Origin of the sequence: Actinomyces acetigenes (assembly GCF_031296635.1) — a bacterium.
In the GTDB taxonomy this organism is placed as follows: Bacteria; Actinomycetota; Actinomycetes; order Actinomycetales; family Actinomycetaceae; genus Actinomyces; species Actinomyces acetigenes.
Genome location: NZ_JASPFC010000017.1, coordinates 40,690 through 62,892 on the forward strand (window position 1 = coordinate 40,690; position 22,203 = coordinate 62,892).

The following is a 22,203-nucleotide window of genomic DNA, read 5'->3' on the forward strand; positions in this document are numbered from 1 at the left end:
ACGGCCCACCGGCAGACACAGGCAGCCACCGGCACCACGATCGAAGTGAGAGCATCATGAGCACGACGACAACGACTCCGGGCGTATCCGCCATCCGTACCACCTCGCTGCGAAGGCGCAGGGAGGCCCGGGCGGGCATCGGGTTCGTGGCCCCGTTCCTGGCCATGTTCGCCGTCGTCTTCCTCATTCCGATCGTGGTGTCGGTCTACCGCTCCTTCTTCCGCGACGTCGCCTCGGGCTCGGACCTCTACGGCGGCGGGGAGAAGGTGAGCACCTTCGTGGGCCTGGACAACTACGTCCAGGCGGCGGGTCAGCCTGCCTTCTGGAAGGGGCTGGGCCGGGTCCTGCTGTTCGGAGTGGTCCAGGTCCCGGTCATGATCCTGGCGGCCCTCGCCCTGGCGCTGGTGCTCGACTCCCTCCTGGTCAAGCGGGTGACGGTCTTCCGCCTGGGCTTCTTCCTGCCCTACGCGATCCCCGGGATCGTGGCCGCGATCATGTGGCTCTACATGTACAACCCCAGCTTCTCCCCCATCAATGAGCTGCTGGGACTGGTGGGCCTCAAGGTGGACTTCTTCGGTCGCAGCATCATCTTGTGGTCCATGGCCAACATCACGACGTGGACCTTCACCGGGTACAACATGCTCATCTTCCTGGCGGCGCTGCAGTCCGTGCCCCGTGAGCTCTACGAGGCCGCCCGCATCGACGGGGCCAGCGGGTGGCAGATCGTCCGGCGCATCAAGATCCCCATGGTCCGCTCCGCCTCGCTGCTGGCGGTCCTGCTCTCCATCATCGGGACGGTGCAGCTGTTCAACGAGCCCACCGTCCTGTACAGCCAGAACCAGTGGATGGGGCTGGACTACACGCCGATGATGATGGCCTACAACTCGATGACCGGTGCGCTCTCGCCCTCCGGCTCGGGTCCGGCCTCGGCGATCTCCGTCCTCATCGCCCTGGTGGCCGGCGTCCTGGCCGCCCTCTACGCCCTCGTGCAGAACAGGATCGACAAGTGAAGCCCACCGACACTCCTCGTTCGCTGCGCCCGTCAATCCCCGCACGGACCCTGACCATCGCGGTTCTGGTCATCGTCCTGGCCTACATGCTCGGCCCGGTTTACTGGCTCATCGTCTCCTCCACCAAGTCCAACTCCGACCTGCTGACCACCTCCGGGTGGTGGTTCTCCGGACGCAACAGCTTCTCCACCAACTACAGCGCGCTCATGAGCTGGACCCAGGGGCTCTTCTGGCGCTGGATCCTCAACTCTCTGCTCTACTCGAGCGTCGCCGGGGTGCTGGGCACGCTCCTGTCGGTGTCCGCCGGCTACGGCCTGGCGAAGTTCGAGTTCGCGGGCCGGGGCGCCGTCCAGGTCGTCATCCTCTCTGGCCTGCTCATGCCCATCGCGCTGCTGACCATCCCGCTGTACCTGGTCCTCGACGCCGTGCACCTGACCAACACCGTCTGGTCGATCATCCTGCCGTGCTCGGTCAGCCCTTTCGGGGTCTTCCTGGGCCGCGTCTACGCCGACTCCTCGGTGCCCAACGAGATCATCGACTCCGCCCGCATCGACGGGGCCAGCGAGATCCGCATCTTCTTCACCATCGTGCTGCGGCTGCTCGCACCGGCGATAGTGACCATCTTCCTGTTCATCTTCGTGGCCACCTGGAACAACTTCTTCCTGCCGCTGATGACCATCAACTCCGCCGAGCTCAAGCCCGTCACCCTGGGGCTCTACGGCATGTCGACCTACTTCAACCCCCAGTACGGGGCGCTCCTCCAGGGCGCTCTCCTGGGCGTCATCCCCCTGATCGGGCTGTTCCTGGGCCTGCAGCGCTTCTGGCAGTCCGGCCTGGCGGCCGGCGCCGTCAAGGGCTGAGCCCCTCCCACCCGGCGCCCTCCCTCACCACCCCCTATCCACCTCGCCGCCCCGTCCCGGGCAACGGCACCTCAGCAGAGGAACCACCATGATCCACTTCGGCACCGGCGGCTGGAGAGCCGTGATCGGCGACGAGTTCACCCGCGCCAACGTCAGGCTCCTGACCCAGGGGCTGGCCAACCGCATCCTGAAGGAGGGCACGTCCGAGCAGGGCGTCGTCATCGGCTATGACCGCCGCTTCCTGTCCGACACCGCCGCCTGGTGGGCCATCGAGGTGCTCGTCGGCAACGGCATCCGGGTCACCCTCATCGACCGCCCTTCCCCGACCCCCACCACCATGTGGACGGTGCGCCGCCTGGGGGCCGCGTACGGGATGGCCGTGACCGCCTCCCACAACCCGGCCCTGTACAACGGCATCAAGATCTTCCTGCCCGGCGGCCGCGACGCCGACCTGAAGGTCACCGACGAGCTCACCGCCTCCCTGCAGGGCCTGACGGATGCGGACGTGCGCAGCGTCGAGCCCCATGAGGCCCGATCCAGCGAGCTGGTCACCGTCCAGCGCTCCATCAACTGGTACCTGGATGCCATCATCGACAAGCTCGACACCGAGACCATCCGCCACGCCCACATGCACATCGTGCTGGACCCCATGTTCGGGGTCTCCGAGACCAGCCTGCAGACGATCCTGCTGACCGCCCGCTGCCAGGTCGACGTCATCCACGACCGCCACGACCCCCTGTTCGGGGGCCGCATGCCCTCACCCACCGAGGGGACGGTCACCACCCTGCGCAACGCCGTCGTCGAGTCCGGCGCGGACCTGGGCATCGCCACCGACGGGGACGCGGACCGCCTGGGCATCATTGACGACACCGGCGCCTACCTCACCCCCAACCAGGTCCTGGTCCTGCTCTACGACTACCTGCTGACCCGCAAGGGCTGGTCGGGGCCGGCCGTGCGCAACATGTCCACCACCCACCTGCTGGACCGGGTCGCGGCGGCCCACGGGCAGGTCTGCTACGAGGTGCCCGTCGGCTTCAAGTGGATCAGCGCCAAGATGGCTGAGACCGGGGCCGTCATCGGGGGCGAGTCCTCCGGGGGCCTGACCGTGCGCGGCCACATCCCCGGCAAGGACGGGGTCTACGCCGGCTCCCTGCTGGTCGAGGCGGTGGCGGCCTCGGGCAAGAGGCTCTCCGAGCTCTACGCCGACATCGTGGCCCGGTACGGTGAGCTCGTCATGGTGGAGAACGCCTACGGCTTCACCTCCGAGCGGCGCGCCGAGCTTCAGGAGCGCATCTTCAGCGCCCACGACCTGCCCGCCTTCACCCACGACGTCGAGCGCGTCTCCTGGCAGGACGGCTGCAAGGTCTACTTCACCTGCGGCGGCTGGGTGACGATCCGCTTCTCGGGCACCGAGCCGCTCCTGCGGGTCTTCGCCGAGATGCCCACCGGTGACGCGGCCCGGGCCACCGCGGCCGCCGTCGCGAGCCACTACGGCCTGGACGCCTGAGACGGGCAGGAGGAAGGAACCCATGACAGACGCGATCACTGAGACGGTGAGCGGCGCGGCGGAGCGCACCCGTGTCGCCGTCGTCCTGGCCCGGGGCCTGGGCACACGCATGCGGGCGAGCAGCGCGGCCGGCTCCGGCCTGACCTCCCAGCAGGCCACGGCCGCGGCCAGCGGCTACAAGGCCCTCATGCCCATCGGCGAGCACCGGCTCATCGACTACAGCCTCTCGGCCCTGGTCGACGCCGGGATCGAGCGGGCCGTCCTGGTCGTGGGGCCCGAGCACGAGGACTTCCGCCGCCACATCGACTCCCTGGAACTCACCCGGCTCACGATCGACCTGGCCGTCCAGGTCAACCCCTTGGGGACGGCCGACGCCGTCCTGTCCGCCGAGGCCGCCGTGGGCGGGGAGCCCTTCCTCATGGTCAACGGGGACAACTACTACCCCCGTCAGGTGCTGCGCGACCTGGCCCGCCACCGGGGCAACGCCCTGGCCGGTTTCGACCGTGCCGCCCTGGTGGCCGAGTCCAACATCCCCGCCGAGCGGATCGCCGCCTTCGCCCTCGTGCGCGCCCGCGACGGGGCGCTGGAGGAGATCGTGGAGAAGCCCTCAGCGGAGGTGGTTCGGGCCGCCGGTCCCCACGCCCCGGTGTCGATGAACGCCTTCCGGTTCACCCCGGAGATCTTCGCCGCCTGCCGCCGCATCATCCCCTCGCCGCGCGGCGAGCTGGAGATCGTCGACGCCGTGCGCGCCCTGCCCGGTCCGGTCTCGGTCCTGGCAGCGACCGGCGGGGTCCTGGACCTGTCGCGGCGTGAGGACATCGCCGAGGTCGAGGCCCGCCTGTCCGAAACGGAGGTGTCGCTGTGAGCCGGGGGACGCACGGGGCGTTGAGTGAGGCGCCCGAGGAGACCGCCTGGCGGGTGCCCGGGCGCGTCGAGGTGCTGGGCAAGCACACCGACTACGCCGGCGGCTCGGTCCTGGTCGGCGCCGTCGACCGGGCGATCACGGCTCGGGCGCTTCGCGTGGCGGGGCCGCCGGGGTCCCTGACCGCCACCACGGACGGCGGTGATCCGGTCACCCTGCGCGCCGGGGTGGACCCGGGCCTGGAGCCGGGCCACTGGGGCCGCTACCTTCAGACGGTGCTGGACCGCCTCACCCTCAACTTCGGGGCGGGAGCCGCGGCCCACCTGTCCGTCTCCTCGGACCTGCCGCCGGCCTCCGGGATGAGCTCGTCCTCCGCGCTGGTGTGCGCCACGGCCCTGGCCCTGGCCTCCCTCAACGGCTGGGACGAGGATCCCCGGTGGATCGAGTCGATGCCCGATCGGCTGTCCCTGGCCGGCTACCTCGCCGCCGTGGAGGGTGGACGGGCGTGGCGGGACCTGCCGGGGACCAGCGGGGTGGGCACTCGCGGCGGGAGCGAGGACCACACCGGCATGCTGTGCGGCGCCCAGGACCGGCTGCTCCTGGCCGGATTCGACCCGATGCGCATCGATCAGACCATCTCCTTCCCCGCCCAGTGGGCGCTCGTCGTCGGCGTGAGCGGGGTGCTGGCCCACAAGACCGGTGCGGCCCTGGAGGACTACAACCGCGGGCCGAGTACCGTCCAGGCGGTGCTGGCCAGGTGGAATGAGTCCACCGGACGCACTGACGCCACCCTGGCCGGTGCGGTCAGGCACCTGGTCGGGGAGGCCACCGGCGAGCAGGCGGCCGACGACCCGGCTCTGAAGGACCTGCTGGGGCTGTGCGAACCCGGCTACGAGAGGCAGCGGATCGAGCAGTTCCTCATCGAGTCCCTCGTCCTGGTTCCCGCCGGCGCCCGGCTGATCGCCGCGGCCGACCCGGGCGTGGGTGAGGTCCTCCACCGCTCCCAGGAGCTGGCCGACCGCGGCCTGTGCAACCAGGTGCCGCAGACTCGGCTCATGGTGTCGCTGGCCCGCCAGGCGGGCGCCATCGGCGCCTCCTCCTTCGGCGCCGGGTGGGGCGGGTCGGTGTACGCCCTGGTGCGGGCCGACGACGCCGAGGCCTTCGCCGCGCAGTGGATCGGGGCCTACCGGGACCGTGAGCCGGGCGCCGAGCAGGCCGCGGTGATCGTCACCAGGCCGGGGCCGGGGGCCTGCCGGCTGCTCTGAGCGCCCCGACCGGCCGGGCTCACACCGCGTCGCGGGTGACGGGGCAGGTCATGCAGTGCGAGCCGCCGCGGCCGCGCACGAGCTCGACGCCGGGGGTCTCGACGACCTCGATGCCGGCCTTGCGCAGGGCGTCGTTGGCGCGCTGGTTGTGGGCGTAGCCGATGACACGCCCGGGGGCCAGGGCCACGACGTTGCAGGAGTCCCGGGCGAGCTCGCGCAGGGCCTCGGCCTCGTCGGAGGCGCCGGGGCTGATGACGCGGAAAGAGTCGATGCCGGCGGCGCGAGCGAGGACCGCATCCATCTGAGAGCCGTCGTGGACCGCCACCTGGAGGGACCGCCCGGTAGCTGCGGGCTCGATCTCCACGGTGGTGACCTCGGTGAAGCCGGGGAAGCGCAGGTAGGTGTCGGGGCTGACCATCGTCATGAGGGTGTCCAAGTGCATGACGGCCTCGAGCTGGGTGTAGAAGGCGGCGTCGGGCATGTGGACGCCGATGACCCGGTCGGCCACGCCGGAGGCGAAGAGCTGGGAGGCCAGGCGCTCCACGCCGGCGGCGGTGGAGCGGTGGGTCAGGCCCATGACGAGGGTCCGGTTGCCCAGGATCTGGAAGTCGCCGCCCTCGATGGTCGAGGCGGCCGAGACCCGCCCTTCCTCGCGCCACAGGCGGGCGTCCGGGCCGTCGGAGCCGGCGAGCTCGGCCAGGCGCGGGCCGAAGGCCGGGTGGTGGCGGTAGACGGCCTCGTAGCCGATGGCTTCGCGACGGCGCGGCTCCAGGGCCATGGAGTTGACCGAGACCCCGCCGTAGAGCCAGGCCGACGCGTCGCGGCTGAAGAGCAGGTTGGGCAGGGGGGTGACGACGAACGGCCCCTCCAGGGTGGACAGGTAGGTGGAGGAGAACAGGTCGCGCCCGTCACAGGAGCTGAGGCGCTCGCGCAGCTCGGTGCGGGTGATGCCGCCCAGGAGCACCTCGGCGAGGTCGGCGTCGGGCAGGGACTGGAAGTAGTCGATGAGCAGCTCGGAGGCGGAGACGCCGACGACGTCGGGACCGACGGCCTCGTCCAGGACCAGCCGGCGGGCCTCGGGGACGGCCAGGACCTCGGTGAACAGCTCGCGGAAGTCGTGGACGATGACGCCCTCGGAGCGCAGGATCGCGGTGAAGGCGTCGTGCTCGGCCTGGGCCCGGGGGACGTTGAGGGCGTCGTCGAAGAGCAGGGAGTCGGCGTTGATGGGGGTCAGGCGGGCGATCTCCCCGCCGGGACGGTGGACGATCACCTCGCGCAGGGCACCGGTCTCGGAGTCGATTCGCCCCCCGCCCTCGGCCACGGGAACGAAGGGACGGCTGGCGGTCGCACCGGTCTGTGTCATGGGCACAGCGTAGTCGGAGGTCAGGGGTGTCTCCGCCCGGCCGCCGGCAGGAATGGTCCGCACCCCCGCCGTCGCCCGCCATCGGCTGGTTTTGTTGAGCGAAGAATCAACCGGGACGGCGAAGAACGCAGTTGTCGCAAACCACAGGAATGGTAAGATAAATTGTTCGTAACATCCCCGAGACAGGAGTTCCCTCCATGAAATCTGTCGTCCGCATCTCCCTTGTCGCCCTGCTCCTGGCGGGCTTCGCCGCGCCGGCCAGCGCCGCACCGGCCACCGCCCCCGCACGACACGACGACTCAGCAAGCACCTTTGGGCGCCCCGTCCACGACTGGTGCATGTTCCCTCCCTCCATCTGGTGCGACCGAAAGAATAACCGCTGGTTCGACTGACAAGCACCACCCCCGCCACCCCTAAGCCCACCCCTTAGGGGTGGCGGCATCTTTCCGCCACCAAACACCCGAGACAAGAACACATACCGAACACGACTTCAGCACTCACCTCAAGGACTATGCAGAACGGCAATTTTCTCTCACGACTCTGGATGCAGCACCGGAGCATTTTGCCACGCCTGAGGCGAGTAGCCCTCATTTCAGCAATTGCCCCCGTCATCCTTCTGGATGCTTACACATATCTCACCCTCAAATCTGACAGAAATTTATCTATTCTCGGTGAAACATCTCAAATACTTGCATTCCTTCCATATGTCTTCATAAAGGATAGGCGAGTTGGGATAGGCACATTCTCCACCGTACTTTTAGTTACCTTCTCCATTCCTGGATCACATATAGTGTGGGCGTGGATCCTAGTGTACGCGATGGCCGTAGACCTTCTGGCGGACAGAAAATCTAAACTCGCCCTCATTCAACTCTCTATATTTACCCTGGCGCAGCTCATATCAGGAATCCCATTCCTTCCTGCAGTATTCTGGACATTCCTTTGGGGAATCTTTTGCGCCTCCTTCGGAGTCCTGATCCGCAATACCAAAGACCGCCTGGAGGAGATGAGGCAGGAGGCGGAGCGTTCCAAGGAGATTGCTGCCGAGCTCATTCAGCAGCTGCGCCGCGATATCGCCGACAGCCTCCATGACGACCTGGCCGCCGACCTCACCCGCATGCTCATCATCTCCCGCTCCATCAGGCTCCCCCTCGGCGATGACCGCGACCGGGTCCTCGACCTGCAGGACCGGACCCAGCAGGCCCTCGCCCACCTGCGCCTGCTCATCCACAACCTCGCCGTCTCCCAGGGGCCGCCCAAGGAGGAGCCCACCCTTCAGGAGATCGTCGACTCCAGCGTCTCCACGCTGGCGCAGCGCGAGATCGTTCTGGACGCCGACCTCGACGGCATCGAGAGGATTCCGGCGCTGCACCGCTCCGAGCTCGGCCGGCTCCTGGTCGCCTTCATCCGCGAGAACACCCTCAACGCCCTCAAGTACAACTTCCCCCGCGACCTTGTCTCCCTCTTCGTGGAGCAGGAGCAGGACACCCTTTTCATCAGCTTCAGCTCTCCCTGGCATGATCAGAAGGTGCCCGAGGAGATGCACGGGGGGTACGGTTTATGGGCCCTCCAGGACCGGTTCGAGAATGCCGGGGGTTCCTTGAGCTCGAACCGGATCGGAGCCTCCTGGACCGTTCTCGCCAGTCTTCCCTGGAACGAGATCGCCACACCAACCACTAATGCGAGATCCCTCATGTCGCCACCGGACGGAGCCGCTTATGCCTAGTCACACCCTGCGTTCCCTGCGAGTCCTCATCGTTGATGACGACCCGCTCATTCGCACCACCTTCGCCGAACAGCTCGACTCGCAGCGGGCCATTACCGTCGTCGCCGCCGCCTCCGGCGGACGGCAGGCCATTAGTCTGCTCATGACCGGGCAGCAGCCCATCGACGTCGTCCTGCTGGACAGCGACATGCCGGAGATGGATGGCGCCCAGACCGCCAGAGCGATCTATGAGCGCTTCCCCAGGATGCCCATTGTCATGTTCACCGTCTTCAGCCGTGACGAGATGCTCGCCGAGGCCCTGGCCGAGGGCGTCAATGGCTTCATCACCAAGGACGAGAGCACCGAGAACGTCGCTGCGGCGCTGCTGCGCGCCAGCCGTGGCGAGCCCGTCATGTCCTCACGCCCCACGAAGATGCTTGTCAGCGCCTACCAGTCCGAGCAGAAGCGCGCCACCGCGGAGGCCCGCATCCAGGAGCTGGTCAATGAGCTGCCGCCCCGCCTGAGAGACATCTACACCTGCCTCCTGGAGGGGCTGACCAACCGGCGCATCGCCCGCAAGCTCGGCATCTCTGAGAACACCGTGCGCATCTACGTCTCCGAGGTCCTCCACCGCCTCGGCCACACCTCGCGCACCGAGCTCATCGCCGCGGCCCTGGGGAACTAGGGGCCACGGCGATGAGCACCGGCACCCAGGGGTGGGGTCGAGCCCCGGTGGCCCTACGCTGAGGCCATGAACGCCACCTCCGCCCACCCGTTGCCGCGCCGAGTCTCAGAGATCTTCTCCCCCGCCCGCTGGCGGGAGGTGTCCGGTTTCCCCCACGCCGAGGCCGGCGCGGACCCCTCCCAGCAGCGGGCGCAGGCCCTCACGGACATCACCTACCACAGGGGCTGCGTCCGGAGTGAGAACGGCGCCTGGCTCCGGGACCTGCCGGTAGTCCGGGTGGCTTTCAACCGGCCCGAGGTGCGTAACGCCTTCCGCCCCCGCACCGTCGACGAGCTTTACCGGGTCCTGGACCACGCGCGCATGAGCGGTGACGTCGGCGCCGTCATCCTCACCGGCAACGGCCCCTCCCCGCGCGACGGCGGCTGGGCCTTCTCCTCCGGCGGCGACCAGCGCATCCGCGGCCGGGACGGCTACCGCTACGAGCAGGAGGACTCGCCACAGTCCCCGACGGCCGCAGGCGAGTCTGAGGACCGCGCCTACAGCCACGAGGCCGACGTCGCCGCCGCCCGGGCCCGCCTCGACACCGCACGGGCCGGCCGGCTCCACATCCTGGAGGTTCAGCGCCTTATCCGCACCATGCCCAAGGCGGTCATCGCCGCCGTCTCGGGCTGGGCCGCCGGTGGCGGTCACAGTCTCAACGTCGTGTGCGACCTGTCGCTGGCCTCGATCGAGCACGCGCGCTTCAAGCAGACCGACGCCGATGTCGGCAGCTTCGACGCCGGCTACGGTTCCGCGCTCCTGGCCCGGCAGGTCGGGGACAAGCGGGCCCGCGAGATCTTCTTCCTGGCCCGCACCTACGACGCCGTCACCGCCGAGCGCTGGGGCGTCGTCAATGAGGCGGTCCCCCACGCCGAGCTCGAGGAACGGGCCCTGGAGTACGCGGCCACGGTGGCGGGCAAGTCCCCGCAGGCCATCCGCATGCTCAAGCTCGCCTTCAACCTGGCCGACGACGGCCTGGCCGGCCAGCAGGTCTTCGCCGGCGAGGCCACGCGCCTGGCCTACATGACTGACGAGGCCGTGGAGGGGCGCGACGCATTCCTTCAGCGCCGCACCCCCGACTGGTCATCCTTCCCGTACTACTTCTGACCATTTCTGACCATGAGCCGTCAGCGCGACCGCCTACGAGAACTCCGGGGCGATATCCCAAGAGCATTCAGAATTGTGGCGAGGACCGGAATGAAGAGAATACTCCGAAAGGAACTCGCACCCTCGAAATTCCCCTCCGATTCCCGCCGGAGTCGGAAATAGAAGTGCACATTGTTGTCCGCTCATCGCAACGTTGACCGCCCTCGTCACCCGCCACGTCCGCCCAGCCTCAGGAAACCGCGGAATAACGGGAAAACGCCTCAGAGGCACTGACGTCCGTCAGCGTCGAGACCATCCCTCCCAGGGTGACTTTACTGTTATCTACATCACGACTCGGGTGCTTGTGCCGCCTCGCCGCGCCCCCTCGGTCCGCCGCTAGGCGGAGTCTCCGGTGGGATCAGTCGAGGACGCGGGGCTCGGCGAGCCGGTGGCGGCGCCGGACCGGCCGGCATCCTCACTCACTCGCAGGGTGACCAGGGGCGGCGTCGTCGGCTGGGCCGACCCTCCGGCCGGCTCCACGGTGATGACGATCTGCTGGCCGGGCTTGGGCATGACGTCCAGGAAGGAGAAGCCGGCTCCGTCCCGGGGGTCGTAGACGCCCAGTGAGGTGGTCGTCTCCCCCTCCTTGAGCCAGACCTGGAGGCTGCGCCCACTGGCGGACTCCTTCATGGCGGCCGGCAGGGTCAGCGCGGTCATGCTCATGTCCCGGGACCAGGTGAGGGTCGCGACGTGCCCGTCGGGCATCGTGTCGGTTACCCGCTGGACGTCCTGGGCCTGGTTGAGGTGGGCGTAGTGCTGGGTCGCCGCCATGGAGTCCATGGCCTCATCGACCGCGCCCCGCACGCTCCAGCGCCCCACACCGATGCCGACACCGAGCAGGACCACGGCCGCGGCCGCCCGCAGCAGGCCGGTGCGCCAGGCCGAGCGGCGACGGCGGTGCGCATCGAGACTGAGGACCTCAGAGCCCACCGAGTCGCCATCACCGTCGCTGTCACTGTCACTGTCACTGTTGCTGTTACTGCCACTGTTGCTGCCGCCGACAGCGTCGCGGTCGCCGGCGTCCTCCTCCGCGGTGTCCTCAGCCTGGTCGACGCGTTCCGTCTGAGGCTCGCGCGCAATGGTCTCCAGAAGGGAGGAGCGGATCGCGGCCGGCGGGTCCACGGGCCGCAGCGAGGCACCCAGCAGGGCGGCCGCCTCCGAGTCGAGCTCGTCGTCGAAGAGCTCGACCACGTCACGCTCCTGCGCGCCGTCGAGCCCCTCGACGCCCTGCGCATCGGCCTCGCCGTTGATGGCGTCCTCGTGAGTCTTATCGCGTTCGCTCATGACTGCACCCCCAGCTCTCGTCGTAACCGTGCCATTCCGTCCCTGATGCGGGTTTTGACCGTTCCCAGCGGTGTGTTCGTGCGGCGGGCGATCTCACGGTGGGTCAGGCCCGTGAAGTAGGCGAGCTCGATGGTGGAGCGGTAGGGCTCCCCCACCGCCTCGAGCGCCCGGTGCACCTGCTCGCCCACGAGTCTGTCCTCGACCTGCTGGACCGTCAGGTCGACGTCGGGCATGTAGTCACGCCAGCGGCTCTCCCGCTCCCGGGAGGACTGGGAGGAGCGGACCCGGTCGATGGCCCGGCGCCTGGCCATGGTCACCAGCCAGGCCCGGACGCTGCCCCGCGCCGGGGAGTAGGAGCCGGCCGTGCGCCACACCTCGAGGAAGACCTCCTGGAGGACCTCCTCGCTCTGGGCGCGGTCGACGACGATCTGGAGGATCAGCGCGAACAGCCGGGAGGACCAGGCGTCGTAGAGACGGGCGAAGGCGTCGGCGTCGCCGTCGGCCACCTGCGCGATCCACTCCCCCTCAGATCTGGCGGAACTGCTGCTTGTCACAGGGGAATGGTAGGCGAGTGCACGGGCGGAGGCGGTGCGCGTCCCGTTCCGCGCCTCCAGCGTGGCCAGGCTCATCGCACCGTCTCCTGCGTCACTTCCGCTCTCACCGCCGGGTCACCCGAAGGTGAAGGAGTAGAGCTGCAGTCCGGGCGAGGCCTCCAGCTCGAGCTCGCCCGATCCCACCTCCTCGGTGTGGACCAGCTCCATCCCGTTGGGCACGCCGGAGACGTGGGCGGTGCGGGTCTTCCCGTTGACCGTCCAGGTCAGGTCCCCCTCGCCGGAGACGACGAGGTTGACCTGCTTACCTCGGTAGGACAGGCGCAGGCGGCCCTTGCCCCCGACCGGGGCGATGGACTGCGGCTCCGCTGTCCACGTGCCGTCCAGGGCGAAGGTGTCGGCCTGGAGCTGGGAGGGGAAGGAGAAGGTGTGCTGTCCCTTCTGGAGGGTTCCCTGGGTGAAGCCGGAGGCCCGGTCCGAGCCCAGGTAGGTCTCGGGGGTGCGGGGGCTGTTCGTGCCGGCGTCGTCCTTCGCCTCGGAGAAGACGGGGGCGGGGAGGGTCACCTTCGGGTTGGCCTGCATGAGCAGCTCGCGGACGAGCTTCTCCGTGGCCGCCTCCCCGCCTTCTCCGACATGGGTCTGACGGACGTTGCCCTGGGCGTCGGCCAGGTAGTGGGCGGGCCAGTAGTGGTTGTCGAAGTTGGTCCAGGTGGTCAGGTTGGAGTCGACGGCCACGGGGTAGGTGATGCCCAGGCGCTTGACGCCGCCACGCACGTTGTCCACCTCCTTCTCGAAGGCGTACTCCGGGGAGTGGACGCCGATCACCTGCAGGCCGGAGGCGGCGTAGGTCTCGTGCAGCTTCTCGATGCCGGGGACCGAGCGCTGGCAGTTGATGCACGAGTAGGCGAAGAAGTCGACCAGGGTGACCTTGCCGGCGCGGTCCTGCTGGGTCAGGGGCTGGCCACCGGGCGTGTTGATCCAGGCCACTGCGCCGTCGATGGCGGGAAGGGGGCCGCAGTCACCAAGAGTGGTGGCTCCGGGACGGCAGGCCCCGGAGGAGGAGTCACCGTGGAGGAGGTCGTCGGTGCGGGCCTGGAGGGAGGCGGTGTAGTCGGGCAGGCGGCGCTGGAGCGCGGCCGGGGCGTCCAGGACCAGGGCCACGGCCAGCCCGAGCATGACGACGCCGGCGGTGACGCGGATGGCGCGCTGGCGGGTGCGGAAGGCCTGAATCCTCTCCGTGATACCGCGTCCGGCCAGGGCGAAGGCCAGCAGCGGGATCGCTGTGCCAACGGCGAAGGACACGGCCAGGGCGACGGTGTCGGCGCCGACCCTCCCTGTGGCTCCCGCGACAGCGACGGCCGCCAGGACCGGGCCCGCGCAGGGCACGTACGCAGCGCCCAGGACCAGGCCCAGAAGGAAGCCGTTGGAGGGGTTCCTCGAGCCGCCGAAGCGCTGGAAGCGCGCGAAGGGGCGCTCGAGGATCTCCATGACCCTCGGGACCATCATGCCCAGGCCGATCAGGGCGAGCATGACGATGCCGATCCAGCGGATGAGGTCCTGCGGCAGGTGGAGCAGGCTCAGCACGGTCGATCCGAGGAGCGTGAAGACCGTGAAACTGACCACAAGGCCGGTTACCACGAGGTAGGGGTGGAAGCGGGAGGCGAAGCCGCCGTCGCCCCCCTTCTCATCGCCGCCATCGCCGCGTGCGCCCTGCGCTCCTGCGGAGAGGAGGATGACGGGGAGCACGGGAAGAACGCACGGGGAGATACCCGTGATGAGCCCTCCCAGCAGCCCGATGGCCACCAGACTCGAGACGGTTGTCACGATACTTCACCCTTTCGGTCAGTTTCTTGTTGCTAGTCTCGAAAGAGGTTCGGAGCCATCGGCAACGGGGATTGTCGAACAACCACATAGCCGCCTATGACGATCATCACTCGTGACGGGCGTCGTCGGGTTCTTCCTCGAGCTCCATGGACGACGGCGTTCCGGACCCGCAAGAGCGGACCATCCCGCTCTGACACTGCACCAGCAAGCGCATAGGAGATCTCATGCGATTCACCGCTACACGTGCCAAGACCCTCGCCACCTCGCTCCTCATCGTCACCGCCGGACTCGGTCTGGCGGCCTGCTCGGGCTCCGGTTCGAGCAACTCGACCACTCCCGCCACCAAGCAGACCGCGGGCAAGACCAGCGACGGTGGTGTTGCCACGCCCAGCGCTGACAGCAAGATGACCGGTGGCACCAACGGCGGAAGCGCTCACCCCACCGTCCCTCAGGGCCAGCAGCCCAGCGGCGACCACCAGCAGGGTGGTGCGGACAGCAGCGCCGGCACCCAGCAGGGTGGCCAGCAGCCTGGCGGCGACAACCAGCCCGGTGGCCAGCAGGGCGGCCAGCAGCAGGGTGGCTCCATTCAGGGCGACAACCAGCCCGGCGGCCAGCACCAGGGAGGCCAGCAGCCCGGACAGCAGGGTGGCCAGCAGCAGGGCGGTGCAGACAGCAGCGCCGGCACCCAGCAGGGTGGCCAGCAGGGCGGCGGCAACTGAGCCGGCAGACCTGCACGACCCGTCTGGCGAGGGCCTCGCGGCAGCACCGGCTGCGGCGAGGCCCTCGCCGGCTTTTCTCCACGGTTCGGCGCCTCGGCCGAGCCTCGGCCGTGCCTCGGCGCAGCGGAGGTGACCGGAGGGGATGATGGCAACGTTGCGGCCCGGCCTCTTCCCATGCCAGGCTTCCGGGAGGCCGGGTCGGTGGACAACGGACGACTAAGACACCGTTCGATCTGCAAGCCGTCCACCGACCCGGTTCCCGTGCATGTTCCCGACATCTGGAGACACCCATGCTGTCCACCCTGCTGAGGAGGACCGACCCAACGCGGCGTCGAGTCGGCACCGCGATCGTCTTCGCCGTCTTCTACTGCGTCATGGCGGAGTACTACAAGTCGATCACGCTGTGGCAGGGGGCCGCCTTCGGTCTGCTCGTGTGGGTGGGGGCGCACCTGGTGCTCATGCCGCTGACGGGCACGGTCCCCTCGCCCTTCCCGTGGGTCGACGGTGGGCAGACCTGGGCGGAGCACTTCTCCGAGGCGCTGGGGCACGTCATCTGGTTATGGTCGATTGAGCTCGTGCGCCGGGACGTGCGCAACCGCATCACCCACCAGCCCGACCCGTGGGTTCCGCTCGACGCCGAACCGGCCCGCTGAGCCCGCAGGGCTTGGTGGCTCTCTCATAGGTGCGGCGGTCGGCATCCGCCAGTACTCCACGAGGGCGGGGCTGAAGACGAGGGTGAGGTCGAAGGGAAGAGGCCTGGCAGGCCGCCGTCGCGTTCGTACCTTAGGTCACGTGTTCGAGGGTTAAGGGTACGAACGCGCGACCTACCCTACGAACGCGAGGCGCTCCTGTGCCTCCTGACGCCGCCCATCGGGGTGAGACTGGCGCACAAATCCGGGAACGATCGTCGATGCGTCGTCAAACGGCCAGGAGTAGTGCTGCGCTTCAAAGGCCTCGGCCAGCGCCAGACGGTCCCTCGGCGGGAGGCCCGCCACCGGAACAGAGCGACCGCCCTGAACCACCCCGGCCTCGACGAACCCGGCCCACTCCTCCATGGTCGTCAGATGCAGCGCCAGGTTGTGCGTATCGGGAGGCGTCAAGCCGCTGCTCGTGCGGAGCCCCCTGTCAAGGTTCACACACGCCGTCTCACGAAAGGCCACCCAGGGGATGTCGGTCTGCCACCACCAGCATCCGATGAACCGGAAGATGTGCACGCCCGAGGCGTTGAACACGGTGAAGCTCAGCAGTCGGTAGGCCATGAAGGAGGCCACGACCAGGCCACCGAGGACGTAGGCACCCGTCACGGCCTCACTGGGTACCCCTGTCAGTACCAGAAGGACTCCAGCGGCGATTCCTGCGGTGGCAGCCAGGAGCGGGAACATGACGAGATGAAGGAGGATGCATCCCGGGTTGCGCAGCGCGGTGAAGACGAGGAAGCGCCGCTCGATCCAGCGCGCCGGAACGGGTACCCACTCGATGTACTTCGTTGACCGCTCGAGGTCTCGACTCGTGTGGTCCACGTCCGCCCCACCCCGGGCTCACAGGGTGATGATGACGGTGGCGGCGGCGAAGACGACACCGTAGGCCAGCTCCAGCAGGCCCGCATCACGCAGGGAGGCGATGAGATCACGCCCCCGGGCGCCGGAGCGCACCGGCGCGGTGGCCCGCCGCACCAGCGGCAGGAGCAGGAGCGGCGCCGCCAGCGCGATGACCAGGGTCAGCAGCGGGCTGATGTGTCCCCCGCCGTCGACGGGGCTGGCTGATCCGGTCTCGCGCGCCCACACCAGGGCGACGGCCCCCAGCAGCAGGGGCACGTGAAGCATGAGGGAGAAGGCGCGCCGGGCGCTCCCCTCCCCCAGGCGGACCGCCAGGGTCATCTTGCCGTGGGCGGGGTCGGTGTCGATGTCGCGCAGGTTGTTGACCATGAGCAGGGAGCAGGCGAGCAGGCCGATCCCGCAGGCCGAGGGCCACAGCCACCCCGGCAGCGAGCCGGTCTGGACGTAGGTGGTGCCCACCGTGGCCACCAGGCCGAAGAAGATGAAGACGAAGACCTCCCCCAGGCCGGCGTAGCCGTAGGGGTGGGAGCCTCCGGTGTAGAACCATGCGGCCGCGATCGCTGCGGCTCCGACGACCAGCAGCCACCACTGGCCGCTGAGGACCACGAGGGCCAGCCCCAGGAGGGCTCCGAGCCCGAAGCAGCCGAAGGCGGCGAGCTTGACGGTACGGGGGGCGACCTGCCCGGAGGCGGTCAGGCGCGGCGGCCCGGTGCGATCGTCGTCGGTGCCGCGCACGCCGTCGGAGTAGTCATTGGCCAGGTTGCAGCCGATCTGCAGCGCCAGGGCCACGCCCGCGGCCAGCAGGCTCCGCACCACTGAGAGCTTCCCCATCGCGGCGGCCGCCCCGGCGCCCAGGATGACGGGGGCGACGGCGGCCGGCAGGGTGCGCAGACGCACCACCTCCCCCCAGCTGGTGGCGCGGGGACCGCTGTCCTGCGCGTGCTCGCCGTTCTCGCCGCTCACGGCTTCCTCCGATCCTCTCGCAGTCCTCTAGGGTGGGCGGCAGTGACCCTACCAGCGCCGCGGCCCTCACCGGTGCGAGCGCCTGAGCCACACCTCGGCCGGTGAGGCAGCCGGCACCGCGATCACCACAAGGACCTCCGTGAGACACCCCGATTCCCGCCCTCGCACTCCTTCACCCATGCCTGTGCCCGTGGCGGCTGAGCCCCCGGCACGCGAACGCGCCCTGGGAGCGCTGACCGGGCTGGCCCTCGGCGACGCGTTGGGGATGCCCACCCAGTCGATGAGCCCGGCACAGATCCGCCGGTGCTACGGCAGGATCACCGGGCTGCGCGACGCCGTCGCCGAGCAGCCTATCGCCCCCTCAGTATCTGCCGGCACCGTCACGGATGACACCGAGCAGGCTCTCATCCTGGCCGGTCTCCTCATTGACGGTGGTGGTCGCATCGACCCCCACCAGCTCGCCGATGCCCTCCTGCGCTGGGAGGACGATATGCGCGCCCGTGGGTCCCTGGACCTGCTGGGGCCCTCCACCAAGCTCGCTCTGGAGCGGGTGCGCGCCGGGGCGGACCCGCACTGCACCGGCAGACAGGGCACCACCAACGGCGCCGCGATGCGGGTGGCTCCAGTCGGCATCGCTTTCTCCGTGAGTGCCGACGGCGACGCGCTGGCCCGGGCCGTTCAGGCCTCCTGCCTGGTCACCCACGACACCCGGCAGGGCTTCGAGGCCGCTGGACTCCTCGCCGCAGCGGTCAGCGCTGCCATCGACGGCGTCGACGCGGCGGGTGCGTTGGAGGCGGCGCTGGACGTTGTGGCCGCCCACCCCGAGGCGGGCCACTGGACGGAGAAGGCCTCAGTTGCCGCCCGCACCCGCCTGGCCCTGGAGACGAGTCGTGACCTGCACGGGGAGGCCCTGGCCGAGCATCTGCGCACCTACGTCGGAACCTCGGTGGAGTCGGCCGAGTCGGTCCCCTGCGCGCTGGTGATCGTGCGGGAGTTCGCGCAGCGGCCCCTGGACGGGCTGTGCTTCGCCGCTGAGCTCGGGGGAGATACTGACACCATTGCCGCGATGGCCGGTGCGGTCCTGGGTGCGAGCGCGCCCCGTCTTCTTCCTGTTGAGCTGGTCGATCGGGTGCTGGAGCGCTCCGGCCTGCGGCTCGAGCCGGTCTGTGAGGCGCTGCTGGCGCTGCGCGGCGGCAGCGGGCACTGTGAGCAAGACGCTTCGGAGCAGAGGCGGCCATGACGGGACGGGTCATTCACACCGGCCAGGTCGTCATTGACCTGACCTTGCGCATCGAGGCGATTCCCGAGCCCGGCGGTGACGTGTTCGCCGACGAGTCCTCCATGGCCGTCGGCGGTGGATTCAACGTGCTGGCCGCCGCCCGCCGGATGGGTGTCGAGACCCTGTACGCGGGGCCGCTGGGCGAGGGGCCCTTCGCTGAGGCGGCCCGGCGGGCCCTGGAGGAGATCGGGGTGGATCATGTCGGCCCGGTCGCACCCGGCGACCAGGGCTACTGCGTGGCCATGACCGATGCGAGGGCCGAGCGCACCTTCATCTCCACCTGCGGGGCCGAGACTCGTGGCCCGGTGGATGCCTTCGATCATCTGGAGGTGAGCGGCGACGACGTCGTCTACCTCTCCGGCTACTCCCTGGCCGATCCTGCCTCCAGGGTGGCGCTGGAGCGGTTGGCCGGGAGACTAGTCGGGACCCGGGCGGGGTGCACGGCACTGTTCGACGTCTCCCCCATGGTTGGTTCGGTCCCCATGAGCTCGCTGGAACGCCTCAGTGCGCTGGGGCCCATCTGGTCTCTCAATGAGCGTGAGGCCGGGCTGCTCGCCGACCGCCTGGAGCTGCGGGTGGAGGCCGGTGACCACGCCGGAGTCTGCGAGGCGCTATCGGGTCGGCTCGGCACCGTGCTGGTGCGGGCTGGGGAGCAGGGCTCCTGGTTCTCCGACGGCGGCGAGGCGTGCCATACCCCAAGCATCCCGGTGACGCCGGTGGACACCAACGGAGCCGGTGACGCGCACTCCGGTGTCCTGGCGGCGGCCCTGGCCAGGAGCGTCGACCTGACGACGGCGCTGCGCTGGGCGAATGTGGCCGGCGCCTTGACCACGACGCGCTTCGGCCCGGCCACCTGCCCGAGTGAGGCGGAGATCAGGGCTCTGGTGTAGAAGGCTCCGAGGTCACATCTGTCGTGGTCGCGGCCAGGAGCCGGGCGACCTCGCGCCGGTCGACCTTCCCACTGGGGCGCAGCGGTAGGGCCTCCAGGACGACGACCCGTTTGGGGGCGTGGGCGCCGTCCAGCCGGGCGCGGACCGCCTCACGCAGGGCGGCGTCGTCCCAGCGCTTCGAGCGGCCCGGCTGGCCAACCGGTTCGGGCACGACGGCGGCGACGACGCGGCTTCCCCACTGCTCATCGGGAAGACCGACGACGCAGGCCTCGGCCACGCCGTCGATACCGGTGAGGGCCTCCTCCACGTGGCGGGGCTCGACCTTGACGCCCCCGGTGATGATGACGTCGTCCAGGCGGCCCAGGACCTCCAGGCGCCCGTCGGGGTGCAGCCGGCCACGGTCGGAGGTGGCCAGGACACGCCTGGCGCCGCTGCGATGGAAGCCTCCGCCGTCATCGGATCTGCCGCCGGGGCTGTCTGCGGGGCTGTGGCTGGGGGGCTGGAGGTAGTCCTCGGCCAGGACCGGGCCGGAGATGAGGATGCGGCCGGCGCCCTCGGCGTCGGGGGCCTGGATGGTGACCTCGACCCCCTCCAGGGGGCGGCCGTTGTAGACGCAGCCCCCGCCGGTCTCGCTCATGCCGTAGGTGGTGACCACGGTGACGCCCGCCCCGCGGGCCCGGGCCAGCAGCGCGGGGTCGGCGGCGGCGCCGCCCAGGAGGACGGCGTCGGCTTCTGCCAGGGCCCGGCGGGCCTGCGGATCCTGTAGGACACGCACCAGCTGGGTGGGGACCAGGGAGACGTAGAGCCGGGAGGCGGCCGCCCCGGTAGACGGGCGCGCCGAGCTGAGGGCCTCCGCGAGCGCCGTCGGGCTGAAGCCTGCGCTCGTGTCGACCACGACGGGCTCGGTTCCGGCCTCCAGGGAGCGGGTGAGGATCTGCAGGCCGGCGACGTGGTGGGCGGGCAAGGTCAGGAGCCAGGTTCCCGGGCCACCGAGGCGCGCATGGGTGGCACGGGCGGAGGCCATGAGAGCGGCGGCGCTCATGGCGATGAGCCGTCCGGTGCCGGTGGTGGAGCCGGAGGTGCGCAGGATGAGGTCGGTGCGTGCGGGGACGCGGGTGATGCGGCGGGCCAGGTCGGCGCGGACCCGGCCCTCGTCCTCCCCGGGGCCGATGGGGACGAGCAGCGGCAGCGGCGAGCCCGTCCGGTCTGCTTCTCCCACGGCGGCGGGGGCGGGCCGGCCGTCGGGACTGGTGAGCAGGCCGCGCAGGGCCAGGCGCTCGGCGAGGGCTGCGCGCAGGGCGGCGACCTCGTCGGGGGCGGTTCCACCGGTCAGGAGGCGGAGGGCGGGCGGGGCGAGCACCCCATGATCGTGCCACGGCCCGGGCCCAATGGGGATGGGCAGACGGCTGGGCGGCAGGTCCCGGGCAGGTGCGGGGCCTGCGGGGCCGCCCGGCTCGGTTAGGGTTGGCCCATGCGTATCGTCCTCATCGTCCTGGTGTTCGCTCTGACGCTGTACGCCCTGTTGGACTGCGCACGCACGCCGGATGAGAGCATGCCGGCGCGGATGCCGAAGTACCTGTGGATCACCCTGGTCGTCCTGTTCCCGACCATCGGCCCGATCGCCTGGATCATCGTCTCGCGGGTCAAGGCCGCTGAGGAGCGCGGCGGCTACGTCGAGCCCACCGTATGGTCCTCCCGGGAGGGCACGACCTTCCGTCGCCCGCAGCGCGCCCGCCCCATGGCGCCCGACGACGACCCGGAGTTCCTCAGGGATCTGGAGCAGGACATCCGCCGTCGCAAGCACCACCCTCAAGAGCCCGCCGGCGGTCACGACGCCAGCGGCAACGATGAGGGCGCGGACGCGGGCGGGGCCGGCGGGGCCGACCGGGCCAACCGGACCAACAAGGACACTGACGCCGGCGAGACGGGCGGGACCGACCGCTCCGGAACCGACTCGCACTGATCAGCACCAACCAGCACTCGCCAGCACCAACCAGCACTGACCCACGCTGACCGTAAGCGCGCCGGCCCGGCCTCGGCGCTCCGACCTCAGGGCAGGGCGGGGCGGGCCTGGGGCCAGGGGGTGGTGTCGACGTCGTAGCCGTGGGCGGCGGCGTGGATGAGCCAGTCACCGGGGATCCAGGTGCGCCCGACGAGCTGGGGGTGCTCGGGCATGTAGCGCACCGACCACAGGATGAGGACGAGCTCGGCCCACTGGGCCCGGATCTTGAGGCGCACCGAGCCGGAGGCGTTGGCGGCGGCGATGACGATCTCGCCGGTGGCGGTGAGCTGGACCTCCTGGATGTCGGCGTAGGAGATGGGCATGACGCCCTCCCCCGTGCCCAGGTAGATGCCGTGGGTCGACACGCTCAGGCGGGCGCCGGCCAGGTGGCGCCACTTCTCGACGGCGTCGGCCTCGGCGGCGCGGCGGCGCCGGTGGTTGAGGTAGGCCTGTCCGCCGAAGAAGGCGGCCGTCAGGGCCAGGCCGACGGGGCCGCCGGCCAGGAAGAAGCCCCGGGAGGGGTTGTAGGTGGCGTCCCCGCGCCGCCACAGGAGCAGCTCGGCGTCGCAGGTGGCCAGCATGACCTCCCCGGATCCCAGGACGGGGCGCACGGGGTCGATGGTCGGTGAGACCGGGTTGGGGCGGCGGCCCTGGCGGGTGGCGGTCAGGACGGCGGCGGTGTGCCACCACACGAAG

21 protein-coding genes and 1 pseudogene are annotated in these 22,203 nt (G+C 69.9%); 14 read left to right on the forward strand and 8 right to left on the reverse strand.

The genetic code is table 11. The features are described 5' to 3' along the window. The first annotated feature begins 56 nt into the window (after positions 1 to 56). The 5 genes from RIV14_RS08290 to RIV14_RS08310 all read left to right on the forward strand — a co-directional run bounded on the left by RIV14_RS08290 (position 57) and on the right by RIV14_RS08310 (position 5,504). Complete coding sequence (locus RIV14_RS08290) at positions 57 to 1,010, forward strand: carbohydrate ABC transporter permease (protein WP_075372868.1); 954 nt, start codon at positions 57 to 59, stop codon at positions 1,008 to 1,010. After that, on the forward strand, positions 1,007 to 1,870 hold the full coding sequence (locus RIV14_RS08295; protein WP_075372867.1) for a carbohydrate ABC transporter permease: 864 nt from the start codon (positions 1,007 to 1,009) through the stop codon (positions 1,868 to 1,870). Before RIV14_RS08290 ends, RIV14_RS08295 begins: the two co-directional genes overlap by 4 nt. An 88-nt stretch (positions 1,871 to 1,958) precedes the next feature. After that, the gene (locus RIV14_RS08300) at positions 1,959 to 3,377 is read left to right on the forward strand and encodes a phosphoglucomutase/phosphomannomutase family protein (RefSeq protein WP_075372866.1); all 1,419 of its coding nucleotides are present in this window, start codon (positions 1,959 to 1,961) and stop codon (positions 3,375 to 3,377) included. A 22-nt stretch (positions 3,378 to 3,399) separates the two neighbouring features. Beyond that, entirely contained in the window at positions 3,400 to 4,242 is an 843-nt protein-coding gene (locus tag RIV14_RS08305) for a nucleotidyltransferase family protein (protein WP_075372865.1), read from the forward strand. After that, positions 4,239 to 5,504 (forward strand): galactokinase family protein, encoded by a 1,266-nt coding sequence (locus tag RIV14_RS08310; RefSeq protein ID WP_256699314.1) that lies wholly within the window; start codon positions 4,239 to 4,241, stop codon positions 5,502 to 5,504. The genes RIV14_RS08305 and RIV14_RS08310 overlap by 4 nt, the downstream gene beginning before the upstream one ends. A 19-nt stretch (positions 5,505 to 5,523) precedes the next feature. Here the strand turns inward: RIV14_RS08310 and RIV14_RS08315 are convergent, their stop codons facing one another. Further along, the gene (locus RIV14_RS08315; RefSeq protein WP_075372863.1) at positions 5,524 to 6,867 is read right to left on the reverse strand and encodes an arginine deiminase; all 1,344 of its coding nucleotides are present in this window, start codon (positions 6,865 to 6,867) and stop codon (positions 5,524 to 5,526) included. 197 nt (positions 6,868 to 7,064) lie between these two features. Between RIV14_RS08315 and RIV14_RS08320 the strand changes: the two genes are divergently transcribed. From RIV14_RS08320 to RIV14_RS08335, 4 genes are all read left to right on the forward strand, one after another. After that, positions 7,065 to 7,259, forward strand: a complete 195-nt coding sequence (locus RIV14_RS08320; RefSeq protein WP_075372862.1) for a hypothetical protein — start codon at positions 7,065 to 7,067, stop codon at positions 7,257 to 7,259. 611 nt (positions 7,260 to 7,870) lie between these two features. Continuing rightward, on the forward strand, positions 7,871 to 8,590 hold the full coding sequence (locus tag RIV14_RS08325; protein WP_256699313.1) for a sensor histidine kinase: 720 nt from the start codon (positions 7,871 to 7,873) through the stop codon (positions 8,588 to 8,590). Next, positions 8,583 to 9,254 (forward strand): response regulator, encoded by a 672-nt coding sequence (locus RIV14_RS08330; protein WP_070659608.1) that lies wholly within the window; start codon positions 8,583 to 8,585, stop codon positions 9,252 to 9,254. The genes RIV14_RS08325 and RIV14_RS08330 overlap by 8 nt, the downstream gene beginning before the upstream one ends. A gap of 66 nt (positions 9,255 to 9,320) precedes the next feature. Beyond that, positions 9,321 to 10,400 carry a 1,4-dihydroxy-2-naphthoyl-CoA synthase gene (locus RIV14_RS08335; protein ID WP_075372860.1) on the forward strand — a complete coding sequence of 360 codons (1,080 nt, stop codon included), beginning with the start codon at positions 9,321 to 9,323 and terminating at the stop codon, positions 10,398 to 10,400. Positions 10,401 to 10,775: 375 nt separating this feature from the next. Here the strand turns inward: RIV14_RS08335 and RIV14_RS08340 are convergent, their stop codons facing one another. Genes RIV14_RS08340 through RIV14_RS08350 form a run of 3 tightly spaced genes read right to left on the reverse strand, consistent with a single transcriptional unit; the run spans position 10,776 to position 14,098 of the window. Beyond that, complete coding sequence (locus tag RIV14_RS08340; RefSeq protein WP_075372859.1) at positions 10,776 to 11,723, reverse strand: anti-sigma factor; 948 nt, start codon at positions 11,721 to 11,723, stop codon at positions 10,776 to 10,778. Beyond that, positions 11,720 to 12,352, reverse strand: coding sequence for a sigma-70 family RNA polymerase sigma factor (locus RIV14_RS08345; protein ID WP_081379523.1), 633 nt, complete (start codon positions 12,350 to 12,352; stop codon positions 11,720 to 11,722). Before RIV14_RS08345 ends, RIV14_RS08340 begins: the two co-directional genes overlap by 4 nt. A 39-nt stretch (positions 12,353 to 12,391) precedes the next feature. Continuing rightward, positions 12,392 to 14,098, reverse strand: coding sequence for a cytochrome c biogenesis protein CcdA (locus RIV14_RS08350; protein WP_075372858.1), 1,707 nt, complete (start codon positions 14,096 to 14,098; stop codon positions 12,392 to 12,394). A 224-nt stretch (positions 14,099 to 14,322) separates the two neighbouring features. Between RIV14_RS08350 and RIV14_RS08355 the strand changes: the two genes are divergently transcribed. Next, entirely contained in the window at positions 14,323 to 14,817 is a 495-nt protein-coding gene (locus tag RIV14_RS08355) for a hypothetical protein (RefSeq protein WP_075372857.1), read from the forward strand. Positions 14,818 to 15,161: 344 nt separating this feature from the next. Next, positions 15,162 to 15,470 (forward strand): annotated as a pseudogene (locus RIV14_RS08360) (DUF1440 domain-containing protein); the annotation flags it as partial. Between the two features lie 171 nt (positions 15,471 to 15,641). On the opposite strand, the gene RIV14_RS08365 reads toward RIV14_RS08360, so the two are convergent. Both RIV14_RS08365 and RIV14_RS08370 read right to left on the reverse strand, forming a co-directional pair. Continuing rightward, positions 15,642 to 16,337, reverse strand: coding sequence for a hypothetical protein (locus RIV14_RS08365; protein WP_256699312.1), 696 nt, complete (start codon positions 16,335 to 16,337; stop codon positions 15,642 to 15,644). An 18-nt stretch (positions 16,338 to 16,355) separates the two neighbouring features. Next, entirely contained in the window at positions 16,356 to 17,336 is a 981-nt protein-coding gene (locus tag RIV14_RS08370) for a 1,4-dihydroxy-2-naphthoate polyprenyltransferase (protein ID WP_075372855.1), read from the reverse strand. A 178-nt stretch (positions 17,337 to 17,514) separates the two neighbouring features. Here RIV14_RS08370 and RIV14_RS08375 point away from each other — a divergent pair, with 178 nt between their 5' ends. Together RIV14_RS08375 and RIV14_RS08380 are read left to right on the forward strand one after the other, a co-directional pair. Further along, a complete protein-coding gene (locus RIV14_RS08375) occupies positions 17,515 to 18,576 on the forward strand; it encodes an ADP-ribosylglycohydrolase family protein (RefSeq protein ID WP_075372854.1) in 1,062 nt (353 codons plus the stop codon). After that, positions 18,573 to 19,505, forward strand: coding sequence for a PfkB family carbohydrate kinase (locus RIV14_RS08380; protein ID WP_075372853.1), 933 nt, complete (start codon positions 18,573 to 18,575; stop codon positions 19,503 to 19,505). Before RIV14_RS08375 ends, RIV14_RS08380 begins: the two co-directional genes overlap by 4 nt. Here the strand turns inward: RIV14_RS08380 and RIV14_RS08385 are convergent. Then, positions 19,489 to 20,865: an AMP-binding protein gene (locus tag RIV14_RS08385; RefSeq protein ID WP_075372852.1), complete on the reverse strand. Its 1,377-nt coding sequence runs from the start codon at positions 20,863 to 20,865 to the stop codon at positions 19,489 to 19,491. The genes RIV14_RS08380 and RIV14_RS08385 overlap by 17 nt on opposite strands. A gap of 111 nt (positions 20,866 to 20,976) precedes the next feature. Here RIV14_RS08385 and RIV14_RS08390 point away from each other — a divergent pair, with 111 nt between their 5' ends. Next, a complete protein-coding gene (locus RIV14_RS08390) occupies positions 20,977 to 21,468 on the forward strand; it encodes a PLD nuclease N-terminal domain-containing protein (RefSeq protein WP_075372851.1) in 492 nt (163 codons plus the stop codon). Positions 21,469 to 21,554: 86 nt separating this feature from the next. Here the strand turns inward: RIV14_RS08390 and RIV14_RS08395 are convergent. Next, on the reverse strand, positions 21,555 to 22,203 hold a 649-nt coding region (locus RIV14_RS08395), incomplete at its 5' end, for a hypothetical protein (RefSeq protein ID WP_309325126.1).

What these genes read in the sequence shown, in the direction of transcription:
- RIV14_RS08300 (WP_075372866.1), top strand. Translation starts at nt 1,959, where the DNA reads ATGATCCACTTCGGCACCGGCGGCTGGAGAGCCGTGATCGGCGACGAG.
- RIV14_RS08335 (WP_075372860.1), top strand. Translation starts at nt 9,321, where the DNA reads ATGAACGCCACCTCCGCCCACCCGTTGCCGCGCCGAGTCTCAGAGATC.
- RIV14_RS08330 (WP_070659608.1), top strand. Translation starts at nt 8,583, where the DNA reads ATGCCTAGTCACACCCTGCGTTCCCTGCGAGTCCTCATCGTTGATGAC.
- RIV14_RS08375 (WP_075372854.1), top strand. Translation starts at nt 17,515, where the DNA reads ATGCCTGTGCCCGTGGCGGCTGAGCCCCCGGCACGCGAACGCGCCCTG.
- RIV14_RS08390 (WP_075372851.1), top strand. Translation starts at nt 20,977, where the DNA reads ATGCGTATCGTCCTCATCGTCCTGGTGTTCGCTCTGACGCTGTACGCC.
- RIV14_RS08290 (WP_075372868.1), top strand. Translation starts at nt 57, where the DNA reads ATGAGCACGACGACAACGACTCCGGGCGTATCCGCCATCCGTACCACC.
- RIV14_RS08315 (WP_075372863.1), bottom strand. Translation starts at nt 6,867, where the DNA reads ATGACACAGACCGGTGCGACCGCCAGCCGTCCCTTCGTTCCCGTGGCC.
- RIV14_RS08355 (WP_075372857.1), top strand. Translation starts at nt 14,323, where the DNA reads ATGCGATTCACCGCTACACGTGCCAAGACCCTCGCCACCTCGCTCCTC.
- RIV14_RS08320 (WP_075372862.1), top strand. Translation starts at nt 7,065, where the DNA reads ATGAAATCTGTCGTCCGCATCTCCCTTGTCGCCCTGCTCCTGGCGGGC.
- RIV14_RS08340 (WP_075372859.1), bottom strand. Translation starts at nt 11,723, where the DNA reads ATGAGCGAACGCGATAAGACTCACGAGGACGCCATCAACGGCGAGGCC.
- RIV14_RS08325 (WP_256699313.1), top strand. Translation starts at nt 7,871, where the DNA reads ATGAGGCAGGAGGCGGAGCGTTCCAAGGAGATTGCTGCCGAGCTCATT.
- RIV14_RS08345 (WP_081379523.1), bottom strand. Translation starts at nt 12,352, where the DNA reads ATGAGCCTGGCCACGCTGGAGGCGCGGAACGGGACGCGCACCGCCTCC.
- RIV14_RS08380 (WP_075372853.1), top strand. Translation starts at nt 18,573, where the DNA reads ATGACGGGACGGGTCATTCACACCGGCCAGGTCGTCATTGACCTGACC.
- RIV14_RS08305 (WP_075372865.1), top strand. Translation starts at nt 3,400, where the DNA reads ATGACAGACGCGATCACTGAGACGGTGAGCGGCGCGGCGGAGCGCACC.